The organism is Polycladidibacter stylochi (assembly GCF_001562055.1).
In the GTDB taxonomy this organism is placed as follows: Bacteria; Pseudomonadota; Alphaproteobacteria; order Rhizobiales; family Stappiaceae; genus Pseudovibrio; species Pseudovibrio stylochi.
Genome location: NZ_LLWE01000014.1, coordinates 101,943 through 123,743 on the forward strand (window position 1 = coordinate 101,943; position 21,801 = coordinate 123,743).

A 21,801-nucleotide genomic window follows, 5' to 3' on the forward strand; every position below is an offset into this window, starting at 1 on the left:
AAGAAGCATGAGAAGATCACTATTACTAAACATTCCTTATTTAAAAGCTGATCGCGTTTGAGCCCGATAACAGTTCAATAATCGACACTTATTCTGCCATAGGGGTTTTCGTGAAAAAGACATATAGGCTTAATAGATGGGGGCTGAGTTATTCCAGTACCTCAAAAGCTGCGGTGTTGCCCCATGATATTGGCTCACAGTTGCCGAGTTTACGCTTTATTCCTGTCTCAGGCATCTGTTGTAGCTTGTTGGCTATTTTCAGCGCCATTTGCCTATCACCGAATGTGTGACCGAACTGTGCTTTTACCGTAGGCTGTAGAAAGTGAATTGAATCGCCAAAAATTTGCTGCTCATGATGAATGAACAGCTGCGACAGGTCGAGAAATTTTTGGGAGGTGGACATGGATTCACGTACCATATGCAAATAATCATCGGGTGCACGATACGTTATTACCTTTTCCTCTTTTGGTGTTAATGATTTACCATTGGGAAACGGTTGCAATACTTGCAAGTAGGGTATTTTGCGGGCTTTTGCCAATGCTGCAAAATCAGCCACAAAAGCCTTGTAACGCGTTACATTGTGGTAAACGGTTTCTCTGTTATGTGTGGCACCTGCAGATGCTTGATAGATATAATTGGCCGAAGAATATTGGGCGTTTTCGTGGTTTTGTTGCGAGCTGAGCCATTTCCTGCCAATTACTGCGAACAAACGCGGTGTTGCCATTTTATTAAGCGTCGTCTTGCCCAGCGCTTCAACGTAATTCAAATACAAGTTTGCACCAACACCACGGTTGGCGAGATGAAAAAACGTATTGGCGGGAACAGATAGGTCCACTAGATTTTTTAGGGTAAAATGCTCATTAAATCCCTCAATTGATAGGGCCAAATCAATTTCATTGCCAAAAAGCATAAGGGCAATTTCTTGTTGCGGGTGTTTCCATGCAGCACCTGCCAAGTTTATGGTGCGAAACGTCCCCCCCTTGGGAGAAGTGAAGCAACTGTTTAAAAGCTGCTCGAAAGCTGCAGACTTGTGGCCATCAACACCGGCGAACTGATTGGCAACCGAGCCGCCAAAAATGCCGACCCTGTATATTGAAGTATCATCTCGCTCAAGTGCCCTGCCCCAAAATCCCAGCTCGTTCAGTTGCACACAATTGGATTGGATAAAGCCAAAGTATGGATGCAACTTATAGCTGGAGGCATTGGCGATACAATTAGATGTTGTTTGCGCGTGCGTGTTGTTGCTATTGTTAACCACATTATAAAAGCTCTTATTATTGCCAGAAGCGACTAAAAAAAGCCATGCCGAGACTTCAACAAGAACAAGCGCAAGAATTACTAGTAGCGACCAAAAAGCCAGCGGCTTAATCCAACTCATATTTTGCCTCGTAACTTACACGCAATTTTGGGTTTTGCTCTTTCTTTTCCAGAACAAAATCACCAATAACCAACATATCCAGCTCTGTACCCATAAAGCAGCGGAAAGCGTCTTGCGGTGTGCATACGATTGGTTCTCCGCGTACGTTGAATGATGTATTGACCACAATCGGACAGCCGGTTAACGCGAAAAAACGACTGATTAAAGCGTGATAGCGCGGGTTGGTTTGTGCGCTTACCGTTTGGATGCGAGCGCTATAATCCACATGGGTTATCGCCGGAATTTGCGAGCGCGGAACATTAAGTTTTTCAATGCCAAACAGCTGTTGCTGCTGTGATGATAGTGGAATTTGATGCTGGCGAGCAACCTGTGCGACCATGAGCATATAAGGGCTTTTTGCTTTTAAATCGAACCAGTTTTCCAGCTCCTCTTCCAGCACACTTGGCGCAAACGGGCGAAAGGACTCGCGGAATTTAACTTTTAAATTGAGCTGGCGCTGCATATTCGGGCTACGTGGATCGGCAATAATTGAGCGCGCGCCCAGCGCACGCGGGCCGAACTCCATGGCCCCGTTCATCCAGCCTATGGCTTGCCCTTTTGCCAGTGCTTGTGCTGTTTGTTCAACAACCCCTTCTGAGGTGTATTTTTGATAGGAAGCGCCACTGCTGTTTAGAGCAGCCTCTATTTCATTACTGGTGTAATTTGGTCCTAAATAGGCTCCTTGCATTTTATCTTGCGGCTGGTATGCGCCCGATGTGTTTTGCGTGCTGGGCTTTGTATGATGGCTACTCTTTAAGCGGGTGCCTTGATGTGCATGGTAGAGTGCCAGTGCCGCCCCCAGTGCGCCCCCAGCATCGCCCGCAGCGGGTTGAACCCAGATTTCTTTGAATATGCCTTTGGCTTGTAATAGGCCGTTGGCAACACAGTTAAGGGCAACACCACCGGCAAGGCAGAGATTTTCCGCGCCGGTTTTTACCTTTAAATCACTCGCCAGTTTCAAAATAACCTCTTCGCAGACCTTCTGCACCGAGGCGGCTAAATCCATTTGCTTTTGCGTGAGTTTGCTTTCTGCTGCACGTGGTGGCCCACCAAATAACCGATGGAAATGTTTGTTGGTCATAGAAAGGCCGGTGCAGTAATCGAAGTAGCGCATATTGAGGCGAAAAGAGCCATCTGCGGCGATATCTATCAGCTCCTGTTTAATAAGATCAGCATATCTTGGCGTACCATAGGGGGCCAACCCCATAACCTTGTATTCGCCGGAATTGACTTTAAACCCCGTATATTGGGTGAATGCCGAATACAGGAGACCAAGGGAGTGCGGGAACTCAATTGATTTCATTGGGGTTATGCCACTACCGGCCCCCATTGCCATGGATGTAGTGGTCCACTCGCCCACCCCGTCCAGCGTTAAAATGGCGGCTTCTTCAAAGGGAGAGGGAAAAAAAGCCGAAGCAGCATGGGATAAATGATGCTCGCTAAACATTAAGCGCTCTTGCCAATTCAACTGATCGCCAAGGCTTTGTTGTAGTGCTTTAATAATTTGCTGCTTTTGAAAGAGTTTGTCTTTTATCCAAAGTGGCAGAGCGCGGCGAAAACTGGAAAAGCCACGGGGAGCGAATGCCAAATATGTTTCTAGCAGGCGCTCAAACTTCAAAAACGGTTTATCGTAGAACACCACATAATCAATATCTTGTGGTTTTAAGCCGCTATGCGTTAAGAGCCATTGGCAGCTTTGTGCCGGGAAAGAGGCATCGTGCTTTTTACGCGTGAAACGCTCCTCCTGAACCGCAGCTATAATGTCGCCATCCGATATTAGGGCGGCAGCACTATCATGGTAATATGCCGAGATTCCGATTATATTCATGGAAACCTCTAGAACAGGGTGTAGATAAACGGTGCCACGACCGAGCCTTGAGCAATTATGAGCACACCACCCAAAAGCAGCATTATAAACACCAGAGGGGCCAACCATATTTTTTTACGTTGACGCAAGAAGGCCCATAGCTCGATTATTGTTTCCATAAGTGCCCCTAGTATTGTTTTTTGAAGAAAGCAGGGTTTTGGGCGTCAATTTCCTGGGGTTTCCAATAGGTTGCACCTGATTTGTCTGCTTTAAGGTGCAGTGCATCACGCCCAAAGCCGCGCATCACCAGTGCCATGGGGGTGAGGATGAGAAAAAAGATTACGCCCATGACAAGCGGCGAAATGACTTTGCCAATGAGCAAACCGAGCAGCATCCACGCCTTGTTCAAATGCACGAGAAAACCCGGACGCAGCAGAGCAAGCAGCATGAAAGAAAAAGCTATGAAGAGGCTGGCCGCGGCATAATGAAGAGCTTGGGCTGCGATTAAATAAAACGCTGCAAGTGTAAACACGAGCGCGAAAAACAGCCCGAAACGACGGTTGCTCGGTAGCTTTAGCATTTGTAGTTCTTGTTGCAGCATTGCCCTTACCTTATTTCCCGATAGTGGCAATGAAGCAAAATGCAGATGTTTCGTAAATCCGCCAATTATGTCACCAGGGTTTTACCCCCCTTAGTTTATGGCTGGCATTAATCATAGGGCATATAAATGTAGTGCTATTCAAAAAGAAGCGCTCCTTGCCAATTCCTGCTGAATTGGATGAAAGCAGATATCAAGGGGCTTAAATATTTCTCGCGGTGATAGAGCAGCGCATACTGGCGGTGCATATCGATATCCAGCGGCAAGGCGCAAAGGCGTCCTTGAGCGAGTAAATCCTGCACGGCCAGCTGGGAGATGCATGTAAGACCAAGACCTGCCATAACGCAGCTTAGAATTGCCTCGGAATTATTCAGCTCAAAAGCGATATGCCATTGCTCCAGGTATGGTGCCAACTTGGTTAAAAAGAACTCGCGTGTACCCGAACCGCTTTCGCGCAATACCCAATCGACATTATCAAGGTGCTGCATATGAATGGGGGCCGGAGTGGCACCGCGACAAAACCTTTGCGCTAGCGGATGCGAGGGGGCACACACAACAACCATCTGGTCTTGCCGCCATGGTATTGAAAGCAGCTCCGGCTCTTGTACCCTCCCTTCAATAAAGCCGATGTCAAGCTCAAAGCCGTTCAGCATTTCGGCAACCTCACTGCTGTTGGTGACAATAAGCGACTGGTTGGTATGGTATGTGTGCTTTCGAAAGTCCTGTATGAGGTAGGGAATGACGTGGTTGCCTGTGGTGTAACTGGCACCAATGCGCAGCCGTCCCGTTAAGGGGGCCTTTGTATCGCCGGTATTCTGGCTTGTGGTAAATAGCGTTTCTATCGCCTGGGTGCGCAGCAACAACTCATCGACCATCGGCAATAGCTTCTTGCCCTGTTCGTTCAGGCGTAAGCGGTTGTTACTGCGGTCGAACAAGCGTTGCCCTAAATGCTTTTCCAACTCACTTAAATTCATACTGACCGCTGACTTGGTGAGCAACAAGCGCTCGGCGGCCAATGTAATGGAACCTTCTTGCGCTACCACCAAAAAGCTATTGAGTTGTCTTAGGGTTATCAACGAATGCTATCCTTATTGCGCTGTAAAAACGTTTTTGACAGAATCATACAGCTAAGTTCAGATTTTCTGAACCATATATTCAATAGATTAAATTATACAGAATTAGAAAAAACAACTATTATTACCACAAAGAATGAATTCACAAAACATTTAGAGCCAAAGCTCTAGATAAAAATACTAAGAAGTTGTCATGGGAAGAAAATTATCGGAAAAAACCGCGTGGGCACCCTCGCCTATGGCCGGGTTGGCACTGGGCATTGCATCGCTTGGCTGGTCTTGGGAAAACGGAGCTGCCCTGCATGGAATGGCACAAACGGGTTGTGCTATTATTGCCAGCTGCCTGCTGCTTATTCTGGCAATAAAATACCTTTCAACCAAAGGAGCGCTGGCCAACGACATGGCGCATCCTGTGGTTGGTAGTGTGGTGCCAACATTCGCCATGGCTCTTATGGCGATATCCAACGCTGTCGGGCTGTATTGGCATACTGGTGCGGTGGCTCTATGGTTTGTCGCAATTGCCTTACATCTGTTTTTTATGGCGGTATTCTTCTACCACCGTTTCCAAAATTTCCAATTGGGCCATATGGTACCAAGCTGGTTTGTACCACCCATTGGCATTGTGGTTGCCGACGTGGCTTTTCCAGGTGGTGACTTTCTGGTTGTTGCCAATGCCATACTTGTATTCGGAATGGTTTCTTACGCGATCATGCTGCCGCTGATGATTTACCGCCTTGTGTACCTGCATGAAGTTCCTGACCCAGCCAAGCCAACCATTGCCATTATGGCGGCACCTGCGAGCCTGTGCCTGGCTGGTTACTTGAGCGTAACGGCCTCGCCTTCACCGGTTATTATCGCGTTGCTGTTCGGCATTGCCATTCTCATGACTGTTTTTATTTACCTCAGCTTTTTCAAGCTGTTGCGTTTGCCATTTTCACCGGGGTTTGCGGCCTTCACCTTCCCCATGGTTATTGGCGCGACAGCACTTTTTAAGGTCGCCAAGTGGATGATGACCCATCATGATTTAGCCGAGTTTGCCTATCAGGTACGCGGGCTGGCAATGTTGGAATTGTTCGTTGCCACCGGCATTGTGGGGTTTGTGGCCTATAAATACTTGCAGCACTTTATGCCCAGCGCAAAACCTGAGGTTAAGTCTTTGAAAGCCTCCGGATAATATATAGATTTTTCACGAAATGACCAAACACCGCAAAACATCAGGATTGCGGTGTTTGGCTTTAACCTATTAATTTGACGCGTATTTTTAGCTGAAAACCGGCATCCACTTTTCAGGAATACGCTTTATTTTGACGCGTATTCTGTCCGAAAATACGCTCTAAGGTGCACAGAAATCTTGCGCGTTATTTTTTGCGCCAATGATGGCAAGCCCCTTGGCAATGGAGACCAGCTCGTCGCCACCCGACACTTTCTCTTGCCCGAAAATCCGATTGAATTGCTGTTGCAAAGCCGGAACACGCGATGAGCCACCGGTGAGAAAGACGCGATCGACATCGCCGACACTCAAGCCTGCCTTGGTCAAGGTGGCATTCATTTCGGCCTCAATACGCTGCAAATCCTCATTGATCCAGCTGTTAAAATCGGCGCGTTTGACGTTTTGCGCGAACTTTGCCCCTAATGGGGCAAAGCGGAACACGGCGTCATCTTGTTGCGAGAGTGCCATTTTACACTTGGAAATGGCTTCATAAAGCGGATAGCCCTGCTCTTCTTCCACCAGATCAATCAGCAGCTCGAGTTTTTCCGGCTCGCTGGCGAGTTTCAAGGTACGTTTGACATCCTTGAACACATCCGAGCCCTTGAATACCGAAAGCTGGTTCCATTTGGAGAACATGGAGAAATAACTACTTGGTAACGGCAGTTCCTTATTGAATGAGCGATACGTGCCACCACGCCCCAGATGAGGCAAGACCACCTCCCACAACAGGCGGGTATCGAAGGTATCGCCGCCAATGCCGACACCGCCTTGGGCGAGCGGATCAGCCCCCAGCAGTTTACCGTTTTGATTGCGAAAGCGCATGAGAGAGAAATCGCTGGTACCACCGCCAAAGTCGGCCACCAATACGGTGGCGTCGCTTTCCAGTTGCTGGGCATAGAAAAAGGCAGCCGCAACCGGCTCGTAAACGAACATGATTTCTTCAAAACCCAGCTTGCTTAATGCGGCCGCATAACGCTGCTTGGCCAAGGCTTCATCGGGCGTAGCGCCCGCAAATTCTACCGGACGGCCAACGACAATGCGTTTGGGGAGATTTTCGCGCTGGTAACCGGCATGTATTAGTGTGCGCTCGATATAGTCTTGCAACAAATCCTCAAAGCTGAGCAGCTTACGGCTGATAAAAGTGCCCTTAAACAGCTTGGAGGCGGCGAAAGTTTTAAAGGATTGAATAAAACGGCTGTTTTCGGGATGCTCGAGAAAATGCTCGATAGCAAAGGCCCCGGCTTCCAGATGGTGAATGGCACCTTTTTCCTCGTAGCACAGGGCAGAGCGGAAATTGTCGAAACAACGCTCCCCCTTGCAATAGCGCATGGCGTTTGTTTGTCCGCTCCGGTCGGTATGCGCCATTACGGTATTGGTGGTACCAAAATCCAGCCCGATGGCACCTGAAGTCATGGCTCCGGTGGTAAATGTCATGCTACGCTCCAACACAAACAAATTAAACAATAGCCAAACCGCTGTGCAGGTATAGGAAGTGTTATGCAAGGATTTGGAAAGGGAGGAGGCTTCTAGACGATCTCGCTCTCGCAATCAAGTGGGAGCGCAGGAATTATAGGAGGCTTAATCCTAGCCGTTTGTGCTGAGTTGGTATTGCTTGAGGTTCCAGCCAATAGAGCTAGGGCTTAGAGTACCTATCGATGAAAAACCAGGCTGTAACCGGTGTGATGAAAATAAAGAAACCATTAACTAGCGGCAGGAGGGGGTGGAAGCCATGTATGGGTCCAGTAAAGAGTACGTATTCGGGCGTTTTACCGATTAAAAATAACAGATTTAAAAATAAAAGAGAGCTCATGAATATGGTAACTATGCGTCTTTGATATCGGCTCAGCACCCATATAAACTGCCTCTTATAAAGCATAATACCAAACCAACTTAACAGGCATACTATTAATAGGGGTATATAAATAATTATGACAGCCGAAAAAGGATAGAGAGTGCGACATGCGATACCAATCACTTAAAAGCCGCTCTGCAGCTCGCCGCAACCGTTAGAAACTCTTGTTAGAAACCCCCAAATACTCTCACCGCCCATAAATGCATAGCTAAATGTTGTAGCTAATATTACTTTTCCTATTGTTTGGCTAAAGAAGCAAAACAAGAGCCAAATTCCAAGTGGGGTGTAAAGTATATTTTTTAAAATCATTAACTTACCTACAAAACATAACTATCAATTTTTTAATATGTATTTTAATTTTTATAGGCCTTTCTATATATGCTAATAACGACTGGAATCCCTGTCAAGGTAATCAAAAGTCCAACGATGTACATATAGACATCTAACCAGAATACACTTCCAAAATAATAAGCGATAACATATACACTACTACCCAAAACAAACATAGTAGCATATAAAATTTAAAATGACTTGATTGTATGCTTTGTTGACCAGTTAATATACTTTATGTATTGTGATGCATTTTTTATAATAAAAGAGAAGAAGGGATAGAAATAAAAAGGAACTAAAACCAATGAAACAAAGTATAAATATATATCTACCAATGAATTGTATTTGTTAAAAATCACAAAAGCAATATAAGGAAGTGATAATATTAATGTAAATGCAAAAAGAACTAGAAATGACTTAAATGGATATTTTTCTGAAAAATTTATATACATAATATAAAAGGACATTACTTTTTTAATAAAACTGCTCATATCTCTTTCCTCAATACCCAAAACATTTGGTATCTGCCAAATACCCTTTATCATTAAGAAGCGAGCCTGAAATATATTTGCAGCAACTAATGTGATCCGTCAAGTAATTCTAGGTAATAGTTTTTTGTTAATTAGTTGTCGCACGCGCCTTATCATTACCGATACCCTTGGCTTGATACTACACGTTGTCGTCCATTCTGCTGATGTTGAGGATCGTGATGCAGCTCCTGACGTGCTCAAAGCAATCCGGTTTCGCTTCCCATGGCTACGTCATGTCTTCGCAGATGGTGGCTATGCTGGCAGCAAACCGAATAACGGCGACAGACCCATGCCTGCACGCATCCCGCAAAAGTGAACAGCGAAACTAAAGATGAAGGCACTATGATCGCGTGCTATAATTTTACAAAGATTGTCAAATATTGTAGTGTCGCGTGAGATAATGAGGTGTCGCCATGCATGTATCCTTAACGGATCGACTTGATGAATATGTCCGCGAGAAAGTGTCCTCTGGCCTTTATAACAATGCCTCCGAAGTTATTCGTGAAGCATTGCGATTGAAAATGGCTACGGATGAATCTGAAGAGTTAAAGTTGCAGTGTTTGCGCGATGCTATCGAGCCTGCATGGCAACAGGCAGAGCGTGGTGAATTTGCGGATTACTCACTTGAAAAATCACTCAACAAATTGAAGGGTAAGCCCTGATGGCGACGTTCCGGCTCACGGAATTTGCCAAGCAAGACTTTGACAACATAGGTGCATACACACTGGACATGTGGGGCTACGATCATGCTCTGCGGTATTTGACAAAACTGGATGAGACATTCGCAGCACTAGCCAAAACGCCCGCTTTGGGTAAAGACAGAGATGATTTGCGCCCCAATCTCCTGTCCTGCCCTTGTAATAAGCATGTGATTTTTTTCCGACGAGATGATCGGAACAATGTAGAGATTCTTCGTATCTTGCATGAGAGCATGGATTTTGCGCGGCATTTATAAGTTTCTTTATTAGCTAGAACTCCCTTAAACCTCCGATTGCAACAACGCTTTCGCTAGGTCCTTGCGAGTTTAGCGTTTTTTCATTGCCTGTAAGATTTCACCCTAAAGCAGTTTGTCATTTCGTAGAAGCATCAAACTGCTTTAACTTATTATTTTGACGCGTATTCTTATCCGAAAACCACTATCACTTTTCGGGAACACGCTCTAGCGGCGTCGTGCACAGTTTAGAAGGACCTATGAACTAAAAGGGGTTTTCAAAACCTCATTCTCATGGTAAAGGCCCGTGTCAACTTCTCTATACAAATTCGGCACGCTCCTCCAATCATCCTGTTGTAGCGATGATAAGGGCCGACTCATTCTCATAGAAGGGAACTTGACAATGGCAACGTTTTTCGAGCCATCCTTTGGTCAACAGGCTTTGACCTTTGATGATGTATTATTGCTTCCAGGACATTCAGAGGTGTTGCCTGCCCAGGTTGATTTGCGCACCCGTGTCACCCGCAACCTCCATTTAAACCTGCCTATCCTTTCTGCGGCTATGGATACTGTAACCGAAGCACGCCTCGCCATTGCCATGGCACAAGCTGGCGGCCTTGGTATTATCCATAAGAACCTTTCGCATGAGCGCCAAGCGGAAGAAGTGCGCCAAGTGAAGAAGTTTGAAAGCGGCATGGTGGTGAACCCGGTGGTCATTGGCCCCGATGCCACCCTGGCCGATGCTCTTAGCCTGATGAAAGCCTACAATATCTCCGGTATTCCAGTTGTCGAGAATGCCGGTAAAGGCGGTATTGTCACAGGCCGCCTTGTGGGCGTTTTGACCAACCGCGATGTACGCTTTGCCTCGCGCAAGGAGCAGTTGGTTTGCGAGCTGATGACCCGCGACGAGTTGATTACTGTTAAAGAAAACATCTCGCAAAGCGATGCCAAGCGCTTGTTGCACCAACACCGCATCGAAAAGCTGCTGGTGGTTGATGACAATTACAACTGTATTGGCCTGATTACCGTCAAGGACATCGAAAAAGCCAAACTGAACCCGAGCGCTTCTAAAGATGCGGCGGGCCGCTTGCTGGCAGGGGCTGCGACCAGTGTGGGCGAAGAAGGCCTGCAGCGCGCGGAAGCCCTTGTTGATGCCGGTGTTGATGTTTTGGTGATTGATACGGCGCATGGCCACTCACAGGGTGTGATTTCGCAAGTGGGCGAGTTTCGCAAAAAATTCCCGAATGTGGAGCTGGTTGCCGGTAACGTTGCTACCCGTGAAGCAGTAAAAGCGTTGATTGATGCCGGTGCGGATGCGGTTAAAGTGGGCATTGGGCCGGGTTCGATTTGTACCACACGTATTGTGGCCGGTGTAGGTGTGCCGCAGCTGACCGCGATTATGGAATGCGCCGACGAAGGGGCCAAACTGGATACGCCGATTATTGCCGATGGCGGTATTAAGTACTCTGGCGATATGGCCAAAGCATTTGCTGCCGGTGCCGGTTCTGCCATGGTGGGCTCGCTACTGGCGGGAACCGAAGAAAGCCCGGGCGATGTTTACCTACACAAGGGCCGTTCTTACAAAGCCTATCGCGGCATGGGCTCTGTTGGTGCCATGGCGCGCGGCTCTGCCGACCGTTATTTCCAGGCGGAAGTTACCGACAGCCTGAAGCTGGTTCCCGAAGGGATTGAAGGACAAGTGCCTTACAAAGGCCCACTTTCCAGCGTGTTGCACCAGCTGGCCGGTGGCCTGCGTGCCTCTATGGGTTATGTAGGCGGTGCGAGCCTGCCGGAGTTTGTTGAGCGGGCGCGGTTCGTGCGTATTTCCTCGGCCTCTTTCCGCGAAAGCCACGCGCATGATGTGGCGATCACCCGCGAAAGCCCGAATTACCCCAATAACGTTTGATCGTTATCACCCCTTCTGGTGAAAAGATGGACCCAAGCGCTTTTGCAAGTGCTTGGGTTTTATTTTTCGCAGTTGCACCCATAACTCGGCCTCATTTTATCTCAGGCTTTACATAACAGCCACTAGTCCTTTGCAAGATAGCTGACAGCCCAACATCAGCCCTCACAAAACTAATAGTGAAACGTCACTGGTTTAATGCAGGATAATTAGGAGCGTGAGATGCCGGACTTGTACTTTGTGCCACAAGGTGGTTGGGGACTGTTGGAAAATGGGTTTAACGGCGGGCTATACACTGAAGGTATGAGCACGTGCCGCCCGCTGGTCATTTACTCCAGCATGCAAGATAGAGCCGCTTTTATGCACTTGGACGAAGCAAAAGAGCGGCTTGAAAACGCTGAAAAAATCTTTGAATGGATCGGCAAAGGGTCTGGCCAAGTTGAATACACTATCATCACCTATAGTCCGCAAGACTTTGCATGCCTGATGATGAATGCGATTGATTACAACAGTAAAATCAAAGAAGTGCAGTTTATAGGAGCCGATACAGAGACAGCGGGGATCATTATCAAAGACGATAAACTCCTTTTTTTGAAAGGCGCAGATATGCAAGCCTATGACACCAAGAATAACGCGGCTTGGAGTAATGAGCCGTACCCACTGCTGAGCGATTTAATGGATGTTGCTCTTAAAGTCAGAAACCGCCAACTCATGATCAAAAACCTTAGCGAACAGTGCCCGGCCCTCGCCGAATTACCCGAAGCCCCATTCAAAACAGCTTCCGCAGTTTCTACATTGTCCATTCCAGCTATGGAGAACCCGTTTTTAAACGAGGCACAGATCATGTCTCAAATGCAAGAGGGCTACTTCATAACCGAATAAATCAATTCTATCATTTAGGTAGCTACCACAGTTAGCTCCTGCGATGGCCTACTTATTATCTATGTGGAATATTGCAGGAACTACACATGTTCATTTCAATGTGACACTTGCATCCAGACGCAAACATATGTAGTTCACGCTTGTGGACGATAATTTCCTTCTCGTTAACCATTTCTCCGTTTTTTTAGCACTAATATAAAATAGTTGGATAAATCAGCTAGTTTAGAAGCGAAAATATTCCGGCCGCAGTAACGTAATGTGCAATTCAGGTAATTAATATGGTCGATTGGATCGGCAACCGGCAGATGAGTCTGTTTGAAGATGAACCGACAACAGACAGCCAAAACTATTTGTCACTACGATTAATTGGTGTCGGACGCCGGTTGGAGCGCCGTGTCTCTGAATATTTGCAGGATGCGCACCAGCTCACCCTCCCCGATTGGATGGTATTAAGCGCTTTACTTGAACATACGCAAGTATCGGTGCGCGAATTGGGACCGCTTATCGGCTATGATAGTGTTGCGGTTTCACGAGCTGTGAAGCGTTTAACTCAAGCTGCGCTGGTTGAAAAAAAAGAAAACTACCGTGACCGCCGGCTGGTTATTCTTAGCCCCACCCAGTCTGGGCGCGAACTTGCGACCCGTGTGGTTGAGGATTTAGAACAGCTTGAAGTTCTGTTGCTGCGTAAGCTGGGTATTAACGAGCGCATCCGTTTCGGCCAGATGCTCGGCGATATTGATTTGCCACTGTAGCTTTTGTTGATTTTTTCCCGTTTTACTGAGAATTTTTTCAAAATAGTGCCGCATGTGGCGCTATAAACCCGTAAACTCGGGGTGAAATGTGCTTTGCGAACACATTGATGCAAAGTCCTATGATTTTTCCTAGAATTTTATCACTTTTATCCAATTCTTAGCTTCAAAATTTTGTTGTGAGCATGTAGAACCACGCCATGACAGACCGCATTCTTATCATCGATTTTGGATCACAGGTCACCCAGCTCATTGCACGGCGCGTGCGCGAGTCTGGTGTGTATTCTGAGATTGTGCCGTTCCAATCCGCAGAAGCTGCTTTCAAGGAAATGAATCCGAAGGCGGTTATCCTGTCGGGCGGTCCGGCCTCAACGACTGAACTGGGGAGCCCACGCGCACCCCAGAGTATCTTTGAAGCAGGCATTCCCGTTCTTGGCATTTGTTATGGTCAACAGACCATGTGTGCGCAATTGGGTGGGCGCGTTGCTACTTCTGACCACCGCGAATTTGGCCGTGCCTTTGTTTCTGCCCAAAAGTCCTCGCCGTTATTCGACGGGATCTGGGCTCAGGGCGAGCAACACCAGGTTTGGATGAGCCACGGCGACCGCGTGGAAGCGCTACCTGAAGGTTTTGAAGTAATTGCCACCTCGGAAGGTGCGCCTTTTGCTGCTATTGCCGATGAAACACGCCAGTTTTACGGCGTTCAGTTCCACCCAGAAGTGGTGCATACTCCCGATGGGGCCAAGCTCATTTCAAACTTCACCCACAAAATTGCCGGGTGTGGTGGCGATTGGACCATGGCTGAATACCGCCAGCAGGCGATTGAGGCTATTTGCAAGCAAGTGGGCGATGGCAAAGTTATTTGCGGCCTTTCCGGCGGTGTTGACAGCTCGGTTGCAGCAGTTCTTATTCATGAAGCCATTGGCGATCAGCTCACTTGTATTTACGTGGACCATGGCTTGATGCGCCAAGGTGAAACGGAACAAGTGGTGTCCATGTTTAAGGACCACTACAATATTCCGTTGGTGCATGTGGATGCCTCCGACTTGTTTATTGGCCAGCTGGAAGGCGAAGCCGACCCCGAGAAGAAGCGCAAGACCATTGGCCGCTTATTTATCGAAGTGTTCGAGCAAGAGGCCAAGAAGCTGGGCGGTGCTGATTTCCTTGCACAAGGCACACTGTATCCGGATGTGATCGAGAGTGTTTCGTTCACCGGCGGTCCTTCGGTCACCATTAAATCGCACCACAACGTGGGTGGTTTGCCAGAGCGCATGAATATGCAGCTGGTGGAACCACTTCGCGAGTTGTTCAAGGATGAGGTCCGCGAACTTGGTAAAGAGCTTGGCTTGCCCGAGAGCTTTATTGGACGCCACCCCTTCCCTGGCCCTGGCCTTGCCATTCGTTGTCCAGGCGGTATAACCCGCGAGAAACTGGATATTTTGCGTCAAGCCGATGCGATTTATTTGGATGAAATTCGCAATGCCGGCCTGTACGATGCTATTTGGCAGGCTTTTGCCGTATTGCTGCCAGTGCAAACTGTGGGCGTTATGGGCGATGGCCGTACCTATGAGTTCGTTTGCGCCTTGCGTGCGGTGACCTCGGTGGATGGCATGACCGCTGATTTCTACCACTATGATATGGAGTTCCTCTCCAAGGCGGCGACCCGCATTATCAATGAGGTGAAAGGTATTAACCGCGTTGTTTACGATGTGACCTCAAAGCCCCCTGGAACTATTGAGTGGGAATAATCAAACCATTTCAGGCCGCCCGAAAGGGTGGCCTTTTTTTGTCGCCAAGTTCAACGAGATTGACCCAAAAGGCACTCGCGCCCCGAGCTAAAAGTAAACAAGCCTCTTCATTACACGCTTATTGCTCACGCTAATGTTTAAAAGTTTATAGTATTCAAGCCTCATGCAATTTTCGTGGGCTATCTCCTCTATCGACCATAATAACTCTTGGATATTTCAAGTGCTTATGCGGATAAGTTAATCGAACAACCCATAGCTTATATGAAACGCTTCATAAATTTGAATGGAGCGCTTCGTGTAATCACCAGATAACGTCATGCCACTTTGTGTAGGGCCTACCTTTATATAGTTTTTTTATGCCACAATCAATTTTCCCAATACTGGAAACCCTCGGCTTAACGACAAAACAAACCAGAGTTCTGTTTAATGATCGTACAAGAGATATCGATGGCTTGAAGGTATGGAAAGACACGGTTAGTGGCGTTATTTACATTGATGATTTTTACACTGGCGATGAAACATATATTGATGGTTCCTATAGAGACGCCCTAGCTAAGAATTTAGGAACGGGAAAACCTGAGTACGAAAGAACCATTGATACACAAAGGCGGCTTAAAACCTACCTTAAATATATAACTGGGAAAAAAGTGCTCGATTTTGGGTGCGGAAACGGTGATTTCTTAAAACTCGCAAAGCCATTTTGTGTTGATGTTTTGGGCGTTGAGCTTCAAGAAAACTATGTTGCTACACTCAATGGTAATGGCATTGAGTGTGTAAATAATTTAGAGGTTATTGAAGATCATTCTTTGGATATTGCTGTTTCTTTTCATGTATTAGAGCACCTGCCAAATCCTGTAGAAATCTTGACGAAACTCAAAAGCAAGCTTGCGTGCGATGGGCACGTCTTGATTGAAGTACCGCACGCAAATGATTTTCTATTGTCAACAATAGACTGTGATGCGTTTAAGCAATTTACTATATGGAGCCAGCACTTGGTGCTGCATACACGTGAATCCTTACGTAAAATGCTCGAATACGCTGGTTTCCAAGATATTATTATTGAAGGTGTGCAGCGCTATCCACTTTCAAATCATTTGAATTGGCTCGCAAACAGTAAAGCAGGTGGACATAAATCACCTTTATCCATGCTGGATTCTGATGCACTATTTGAGGCCTATCAAAGTTCACTTGCGCGCATTGACGCCACTGACACATTAGTTGCCTATGCTAGGGTTTCATAGTTTTTTTGTTCGGTAAGTATTGCAGCTGGATGGTTTTAGCTTTGAAAGGCCGATTAAATTATAACCATCATTTAAAATTATAAATTGTTCAAGCCTCATGCAACTTTACTTTCGTAAGTTCACCGTAACATTATATTTTTTAGGTTAATCGTAGAAGGTAACCCTTATGGCGTGTACGAGAGAGATTCAAGGACTTGATAAAAACCGTTCTTGGGATTACGAGAATGGTTTTTATTGGTTTTCTTCAAAGTCTCGCCTCAATAAAGCCCTTGCCCACTATGAATTATATAAGACGATCATTAATAAGCCAGGTGATATTTTAGAGTTTGGAGTGTTCAAAGCTGCCTCCTTAATTCGGTTTGCTAATTACCGCGATGCTTTAGAAAATGATTACTCTAGAAGAATTGTCGGCTTTGACACATTTGCTGATTTTCCCAAAACCAATTTAGATCTGAAAAGTGATCTGGAGTTTATCAAGTTTTTCGAGGAAGTTGGCGGCGACGGGCTTACTGTAGATGAGATAAGTGGTATTTTAGCTAACAAAGGCTTTGAAAACATTGAACTTGTAAAAGGCAATGTATTCGATACACTCACTACTTATTTGAAGCAGAAACCCGAAACGCGTATTGCGCTTTTACATCTTGATATGGACGTTAAAGAACCGACTGAACTTGCCCTTGAGTTATTGTATGAAAGGGTCGTTCCTGGTGGGCTTATAGTTCTGGATGATTATGGAATTGTTGCCGGTGCAACAGAAGCTGTCGATGCTCTCATCAAACACTACAGACTGCAACTCGAAAAGCTACCCTTTTACATGACGCCAACTTTTATTCGAAAACCTCTTTAATGGTATTGGTGCGTTAATCCCATTTTCCTACTATATACTTTTTGTAGCCTACATTGTTAAAGAGTTAAAGCGTGAGCACTTATGAACATTGGCGTGCTCACTTCGCTCCATCGTCATTCGCCTCCGCCCCCATAATAAACAGCAAAAATGCTATTCAGCGGTTTCTTTCATTTGAAACTTGAAGTAATCATCTGGCAACAGATAACAACAAATATAACTTCGCTAAACCCTGTTGATGCAACGGGGATTAAAGGAATAGCATGCGTGATGGCGGGCGGCTGGCAGCTGCGATAGAAATACTTACTGAAATCGAGAATAAACGTCGACCGGTACAAGAAGCCCTTAAAGAATGGGGTGCATCACATCGTTTTGCCGGCTCAGGAGACCGGGTTGCCATTGGCAATCTTGTGTTTGATGCTTTGCGCCATAAGCTCTCGTTCGCTGCCCGTATGAATGCTACAAGCCCTCGTGCCCTGACCCTTGCCACCTATTGCTGGGGGTGGGGCTATTCCGTTGATCACTTGGATCAAACCCTCAAGAGTGATAATTACGCACCAGAACAGCTCAGTGAAGAAGAGTTTAGCGCTCTTGCTGCCACTGAGAAGCCCGAGATGGCCAAGTATGAAGCTGCCGATATTCCTGAATGGCTGTTCGACTATTTCGAACAAGCCTATGGTGATGAAGCCGTTGCTATTGGCCAAGCACTGAGCGCCCGTGCACCAATAGATCTACGCTGTAACAGCTTAAAAATGTCCCGCGACAAATTACTTGGCAAACTCTCTCATTTAAAAGCCTCGCAAACAAATGTTACGCCAACTGCTGTGCGGCTGGACCCTGTTGTCGGGCCACGTAAGGCGCCCCATGTTCAGGCGGAAGAAGGCTTTCGCAAGGGGTGGTTCGAACTGCAAGACGAAGCCTCGCAAATTGCTGCCATACTTGTTGGAGCAAAGGCGGGAGAACAAGTGCTGGACCTATGCGCCGGTGGCGGCGGTAAAAGTTTGGCATTATCAGCGCAAATGCAAAACAAAGGGCAGATATACGCATATGATGCCAGCAAGTTGCGTCTTGCCCCTTTGTATGAGCGCATGGCACGCGCCGGGGCGCGCAATATTCAAATTATCGATCCACAAACTGGCGATCTCGACAGCTTGAAAGGCAAAATGGACCGCGTTCTGGTGGATGCCCCCTGCTCTGGCACCGGTGTGTGGCGGCGACGCCCAGACACCAAGTGGCGTGTTACCCCAAATGCTTTACAAGGACGGTTGGACGAACAACGCAAGGTTTTGGAAAGCGCCAAGTACTTTGTACGCGATGGCGGTATTTTGATTTATGCCACTTGTTCATTGATTGCAGATGAAAACCAGCAGCAAATTGATTGGTTCTTGAACGAAAACCCGAATTTCAAACAGCTGGACCTACTAGAGGACTACAAGAGTTGCTTTAGTTGCCGTCGTGAAGAGCTGCCTATGCATGACAAAAAGGGTAGCTTGACACTTTCACCATTGCATACAAAAACTGACGGCTTTTTCATTGCCAAGTTGCAAAAAGTAGCCAGTTAAAGCTGTTTGCTATTACTTAGAAGCATACAAATAAAAAACTGCTCCGAAACGTTTTGGCGCAGTTTTATTTGGCTTTCCATCATCAATTGCAAGGGTCTTATCACTAACGCGGACTATGTTTTATGAAAATCCAAAACCTCAAACATATTATTTTATTATAAATTGCAAAAATTAATAGACAGCTTTGTGAAATAACTAAAACCAACCCCAATTTTGCTTGGAATTATATAGTTGTAAGATAAGTACGATTTGTATGACATCGAACAATATTTTTTTTGACAACTTGGCAGCGATTATCACCAAGTCCGTAAGGGACTACAACGAAAAACGATCAGGTCAAAAAATAATCTGCACCAACTCATTCGCATCGTTGCTGTTTTTTCACAAGCTGTTACAATGGTATCAACTTGAATGAAATAGCAGGGTTTGCTCATGAATTGGCAACTCTGCTTCGCATAAGGCATTCTATTGAAAAAAAAGGCAGATCGTTCCTCTTCATCTGGAACGAATGCGCCCGGTGGCAAGTCGCGTCGTAAATCGCGGCGCAACCGTCGCCCTAGAAAAAGTGAAGTGCAGGCCGCCAGTGCAAATGGTAAGCCGGCAAGTCATTCGCGCACCCAAGCCACGGAAGGTGGCGATGGTGGCTCTACGCTGCCCGAAGGGGTGAAGAGGCAAAAGCGAACGGGTCGCAATAAGCCCAACCGGGCTGAGCGTCGGGCGCTTGCAATGCAGGCAAGGCAACTTCCGATCGTTAAGGTTGAGGAAGATGCCGTACGAATAGAAACTCTAGCGGAAAACACTCCGACAGAGAACGATAAGTCGCGTCCTGAGAAAGCGTTTAAACCGGCGCGTCGTGGATCTGCTACCAACACCGCGAATGAATCGCATCAACGCGAGTTTAACGGCCGCTATAAGTGTGAGCCGCGTGCTGCTTCATGGCGTAGTCGCACTGCAGACGACCATAAGGGACGTTTTGCACAAAAAGGCTATGCTTCTAGGCCGCCATATATTCACGAAGACGAAGAAAACCAAAAATTATATGCGGCATTGGATCTGGGAACAAACAATTGCCGCCTTCTTATCGCAAGGCCAGAAAATCGTGGTTTTCGTGTTATTGATGCCTACTCTAAAATAGTACGGCTTGGTGAAGGCTTGGGCAATACTGGCCGCTTGTCTGAAGAGGCCATGGAACGTGCTGTTGAAGCGTTAAAAGTATGCCACCATAAACTCATGGAACGCGGCGTAGAACGTATGCGCTTAATTGCAACAGAAGCATGCCGTGCAGCTGAAAATGGTGTAGAGTTCACCGAACGCGCCCAAAGAGAGGCCCACCTGCCACTTGAAATAGTCAGTCAGGAAACAGAGGCCCGTTTGGCGGTTGCCGGTTGTGTTTCACTGGTTGACCCTAAGGCTGATGGTGTACTTCTGTTTGATATTGGCGGCGGTTCTTCAGAAATCGTCTGGCTGGATTTACGAAACCGTCAAGGCGCAAGGGGCTTTGCTCTGACGCGATTTATCCGTACCTGGACGTCACTTCCCTTGGGAGTTGTCAATCTGGCCGAACGCCATGGCGGTGTTCAGGTAACCCCCCAATCCTTTGAGGCGATGGTTGCTGATGTCACAGAAAAGCTTCACGCATTTCCTATGGCCGAAAACCTCTCACGCGCAATCGCCAATGGTAATGTTCATATGCTTGGCACATCGGGTACTGTTACCACACTAGCTGGTGTACACTTGGGGTTGCGCCGATACGATCGTCGCCGCGTTGATGGCGCTTGGCTGGAAAAAACAGAAGTATCGGCAATGATACAACAGCTTTTGGCTATGAGTTATCATGAGCGGGTCGATAACCCTTGCATTGGCCAAGATAGAGCCGATCTTGTACTTGCTGGCTGTGCCATTTTAGAGGCCATACGCCGCCGGTGGCCATGTGCGCGCTTGCGTGTTGCGGACCGCGGGCTGCGCGAAGGTATCCTCATGGAAATGATGGCCAAAGATAAGGTTTGGCGCCACACACGCCGCCATTTCTCGCCGCCAAAGCATAATAACCCGTCACAAATGACTATGAAGAAAAGCTAGCACGCAATTCACTTGATGTTTTGAGTAATTGTGTGCATCTGTTTTGCATTGAATAATGCAAAAACAAGATTAAATACGACTAAACTGCTTTAATTTTACGCTAAAGTGCTTTAGTGCAATCACCAGCAAGAACATTGAATGCGAACAGCTTTTGGGATTTAGTCCCAACAATAGAAAAGGAATAATCAGCGATGAGCCAATCAAATAGTGGCCGCGGCCGCGGCGATCGCGGTATGTTTGAAAAAGTAAAAACGGCCCGCAAGCGCTCCAATGCATCCACGCTATGGTTGCAACGTCAATTGAATGACCCGTATGTCAGGCGCTCGAAAATTGATGGCTATCGTTCTCGTGCGGCCTATAAACTACTAGAAATTAACGAAAAGCATGACCTAATAAAGCCAGGTATGCGCGTTGTCGATTTAGGGGCAGCTCCGGGGGGGTGGTGTCAGGTAACTGTACCCATCGTCGGCTCATCGGATGAAAAGCCGCTCGTCGTAGGAATTGACTATCTCGAGGTGGAGCCAATCCCTGGTGTCGTAATGCTGCAAAAAGACTTCTTGGATGACGATGCACCCGAAGCCCTTATGAGTGCTTTAGGAGGCCATAAACCGGATATGGTGATGTCGGATATGGCCGCTCCGACAACAGGACACCGGCAAACAGATCACTTACGAACCACTTTCCTCTTTGAGGTTGCTATCGATTTTGCAAGGCAAAATCTAGCACCCGGTGGTGTGTTCCTTTCGAAAGTATTTGCCGGAGGTGCTGAAAATTCGCTACTCCAGCAACTAAAAAAAGAGTTTAAGTCGGTCGCCCATATCAAGCCGCCAGCAAGCCGTAAGGAAAGTCCGGAAATGTATATTCTTGCTAAGGGCTTTCGCGGTTAAGAGCTGTCAAAACGAGAATTAACAGCAAACTTATATCCATTTGCGAGACTGCCGCTCGCAATCATTCACAATGGACAGCATTGTATCAAAGGGTGCTCTGCAACTTGGTAAAAGTGCCCTTTGACGGTGCGGCAGAGAGGCTTTACTCTTTGTATTCA

General features: G+C 46.9%; 18 protein-coding genes and 1 pseudogene. 13 read left to right on the top strand and 6 right to left on the bottom strand.

Annotated features, from left to right (window positions below; translation table 11 throughout):
- Window positions 1–148: 148 nt before the first annotated feature.
- The 5 genes from AYK67_RS02430 to AYK67_RS02445 form a co-directional block, all read right to left on the bottom strand.
- Window positions 149–1,378: a hypothetical protein gene (locus AYK67_RS02430; protein ID WP_068081829.1), complete on the bottom strand. Its 1,230-nt coding sequence runs from the start codon at window positions 1,376–1,378 to the stop codon at window positions 149–151.
- Window positions 1,365–3,245, bottom strand: a complete 1,881-nt coding sequence (locus AYK67_RS02435; protein ID WP_068081830.1) for a carbamoyltransferase family protein — start codon at window positions 3,243–3,245, stop codon at window positions 1,365–1,367. Before AYK67_RS02435 ends, AYK67_RS02430 begins: the two co-directional genes overlap by 14 nt.
- 8 nt (window positions 3,246–3,253) lie before the next feature.
- Complete coding sequence (locus AYK67_RS17250) at window positions 3,254–3,403, bottom strand: DUF5989 family protein (protein WP_173645092.1); 150 nt, start codon at window positions 3,401–3,403, stop codon at window positions 3,254–3,256.
- A gap of 8 nt (window positions 3,404–3,411) precedes the next feature.
- On the bottom strand, window positions 3,412–3,825 hold the full coding sequence (locus AYK67_RS02440) for an SxtJ family membrane protein (protein ID WP_068081836.1): 414 nt from the start codon (window positions 3,823–3,825) through the stop codon (window positions 3,412–3,414).
- A gap of 134 nt (window positions 3,826–3,959) precedes the next feature.
- Window positions 3,960–4,898, bottom strand: coding sequence for a LysR family transcriptional regulator (locus AYK67_RS02445; RefSeq protein ID WP_068081839.1), 939 nt, complete (start codon window positions 4,896–4,898; stop codon window positions 3,960–3,962).
- A gap of 190 nt (window positions 4,899–5,088) precedes the next feature.
- Between AYK67_RS02445 and AYK67_RS02450 the strand changes: the two genes are divergently transcribed.
- Window positions 5,089–6,069 carry a TDT family transporter gene (locus tag AYK67_RS02450; protein ID WP_068081842.1) on the top strand — a complete coding sequence of 327 codons (981 nt, stop codon included), beginning with the start codon at window positions 5,089–5,091 and terminating at the stop codon, window positions 6,067–6,069.
- A gap of 159 nt (window positions 6,070–6,228) precedes the next feature.
- Here the strand turns inward: AYK67_RS02450 and AYK67_RS02455 are convergent, their stop codons facing one another.
- A complete protein-coding gene (locus AYK67_RS02455) occupies window positions 6,229–7,539 on the bottom strand; it encodes an Hsp70 family protein (RefSeq protein ID WP_244266864.1) in 1,311 nt (436 codons plus the stop codon).
- 1,369 nt (window positions 7,540–8,908) lie between these two features.
- Here AYK67_RS02455 and AYK67_RS16830 point away from each other — a divergent pair.
- From AYK67_RS16830 to AYK67_RS02530, 12 genes and pseudogenes are all read left to right on the top strand, one after another.
- Window positions 8,909–9,085 (top strand): annotated as a pseudogene (locus tag AYK67_RS16830) (transposase); the annotation flags it as partial.
- A gap of 145 nt (window positions 9,086–9,230) precedes the next feature.
- Window positions 9,231–9,479: a type II toxin-antitoxin system ParD family antitoxin gene (locus AYK67_RS02480; protein ID WP_068081854.1), complete on the top strand. Its 249-nt coding sequence runs from the start codon at window positions 9,231–9,233 to the stop codon at window positions 9,477–9,479.
- Complete coding sequence (locus AYK67_RS02485) at window positions 9,479–9,772, top strand: type II toxin-antitoxin system RelE/ParE family toxin (protein WP_068081859.1); 294 nt, start codon at window positions 9,479–9,481, stop codon at window positions 9,770–9,772. The genes AYK67_RS02480 and AYK67_RS02485 overlap by 1 nt, the downstream gene beginning before the upstream one ends.
- A gap of 379 nt (window positions 9,773–10,151) precedes the next feature.
- Window positions 10,152–11,654, top strand: a complete 1,503-nt coding sequence (gene guaB / locus AYK67_RS02490) for an IMP dehydrogenase (protein WP_068081863.1) — start codon at window positions 10,152–10,154, stop codon at window positions 11,652–11,654.
- Window positions 11,655–11,873: 219 nt separating this feature from the next.
- A complete protein-coding gene (locus AYK67_RS02495; RefSeq protein ID WP_068081866.1) occupies window positions 11,874–12,533 on the top strand; it encodes a hypothetical protein in 660 nt (219 codons plus the stop codon).
- A 278-nt stretch (window positions 12,534–12,811) separates the two neighbouring features.
- Complete coding sequence (locus AYK67_RS02500; RefSeq protein WP_068081868.1) at window positions 12,812–13,285, top strand: MarR family winged helix-turn-helix transcriptional regulator; 474 nt, start codon at window positions 12,812–12,814, stop codon at window positions 13,283–13,285.
- Window positions 13,286–13,482: 197 nt separating this feature from the next.
- Window positions 13,483–15,030 carry a glutamine-hydrolyzing GMP synthase gene (gene guaA / locus AYK67_RS02505; protein WP_068081869.1) on the top strand — a complete coding sequence of 516 codons (1,548 nt, stop codon included), beginning with the start codon at window positions 13,483–13,485 and terminating at the stop codon, window positions 15,028–15,030.
- Window positions 15,031–15,482: 452 nt separating this feature from the next.
- Window positions 15,483–16,271, top strand: a complete 789-nt coding sequence (locus tag AYK67_RS02510) for a class I SAM-dependent methyltransferase (protein WP_208976196.1) — start codon at window positions 15,483–15,485, stop codon at window positions 16,269–16,271.
- A 166-nt stretch (window positions 16,272–16,437) separates the two neighbouring features.
- The gene (locus AYK67_RS02515) at window positions 16,438–17,118 is read left to right on the top strand and encodes a TylF/MycF/NovP-related O-methyltransferase (protein ID WP_068081876.1); all 681 of its coding nucleotides are present in this window, start codon (window positions 16,438–16,440) and stop codon (window positions 17,116–17,118) included.
- 260 nt (window positions 17,119–17,378) lie between these two features.
- The gene (locus tag AYK67_RS02520) at window positions 17,379–18,677 is read left to right on the top strand and encodes an RsmB/NOP family class I SAM-dependent RNA methyltransferase (RefSeq protein WP_068081877.1); all 1,299 of its coding nucleotides are present in this window, start codon (window positions 17,379–17,381) and stop codon (window positions 18,675–18,677) included.
- A 468-nt stretch (window positions 18,678–19,145) separates the two neighbouring features.
- Window positions 19,146–20,756 carry a Ppx/GppA phosphatase family protein gene (locus AYK67_RS02525; RefSeq protein WP_244266865.1) on the top strand — a complete coding sequence of 537 codons (1,611 nt, stop codon included), beginning with the start codon at window positions 19,146–19,148 and terminating at the stop codon, window positions 20,754–20,756.
- Window positions 20,757–20,947: 191 nt separating this feature from the next.
- Window positions 20,948–21,643 (top strand): RlmE family RNA methyltransferase, encoded by a 696-nt coding sequence (locus AYK67_RS02530; RefSeq protein ID WP_068081878.1) that lies wholly within the window; start codon window positions 20,948–20,950, stop codon window positions 21,641–21,643.
- Window positions 21,644–21,801: the final 158 nt, after the last annotated feature.

What these genes read in the sequence shown, in the direction of transcription:
- AYK67_RS02430 (WP_068081829.1), bottom strand. Translation starts at nt 1,378, where the DNA reads ATGAGTTGGATTAAGCCGCTGGCTTTTTGGTCGCTACTAGTAATTCTT.
- AYK67_RS02435 (WP_068081830.1), bottom strand. Translation starts at nt 3,245, where the DNA reads ATGAATATAATCGGAATCTCGGCATATTACCATGATAGTGCTGCCGCC.
- AYK67_RS17250 (WP_173645092.1), bottom strand. Translation starts at nt 3,403, where the DNA reads ATGGAAACAATAATCGAGCTATGGGCCTTCTTGCGTCAACGTAAAAAA.
- AYK67_RS02440 (WP_068081836.1), bottom strand. Translation starts at nt 3,825, where the DNA reads ATGCTGCAACAAGAACTACAAATGCTAAAGCTACCGAGCAACCGTCGT.
- AYK67_RS02450 (WP_068081842.1), top strand. Translation starts at nt 5,089, where the DNA reads ATGGGAAGAAAATTATCGGAAAAAACCGCGTGGGCACCCTCGCCTATG.
- AYK67_RS02455 (WP_244266864.1), bottom strand. Translation starts at nt 7,539, where the DNA reads ATGACATTTACCACCGGAGCCATGACTTCAGGTGCCATCGGGCTGGAT.
- AYK67_RS02480 (WP_068081854.1), top strand. Translation starts at nt 9,231, where the DNA reads ATGCATGTATCCTTAACGGATCGACTTGATGAATATGTCCGCGAGAAA.
- AYK67_RS02485 (WP_068081859.1), top strand. Translation starts at nt 9,479, where the DNA reads ATGGCGACGTTCCGGCTCACGGAATTTGCCAAGCAAGACTTTGACAAC.
- guaB (WP_068081863.1), top strand. Translation starts at nt 10,152, where the DNA reads ATGGCAACGTTTTTCGAGCCATCCTTTGGTCAACAGGCTTTGACCTTT.
- AYK67_RS02495 (WP_068081866.1), top strand. Translation starts at nt 11,874, where the DNA reads ATGCCGGACTTGTACTTTGTGCCACAAGGTGGTTGGGGACTGTTGGAA.
- AYK67_RS02500 (WP_068081868.1), top strand. Translation starts at nt 12,812, where the DNA reads ATGGTCGATTGGATCGGCAACCGGCAGATGAGTCTGTTTGAAGATGAA.
- guaA (WP_068081869.1), top strand. Translation starts at nt 13,483, where the DNA reads ATGACAGACCGCATTCTTATCATCGATTTTGGATCACAGGTCACCCAG.
- AYK67_RS02515 (WP_068081876.1), top strand. Translation starts at nt 16,438, where the DNA reads ATGGCGTGTACGAGAGAGATTCAAGGACTTGATAAAAACCGTTCTTGG.
- AYK67_RS02520 (WP_068081877.1), top strand. Translation starts at nt 17,379, where the DNA reads ATGCGTGATGGCGGGCGGCTGGCAGCTGCGATAGAAATACTTACTGAA.
- AYK67_RS02530 (WP_068081878.1), top strand. Translation starts at nt 20,948, where the DNA reads ATGAGCCAATCAAATAGTGGCCGCGGCCGCGGCGATCGCGGTATGTTT.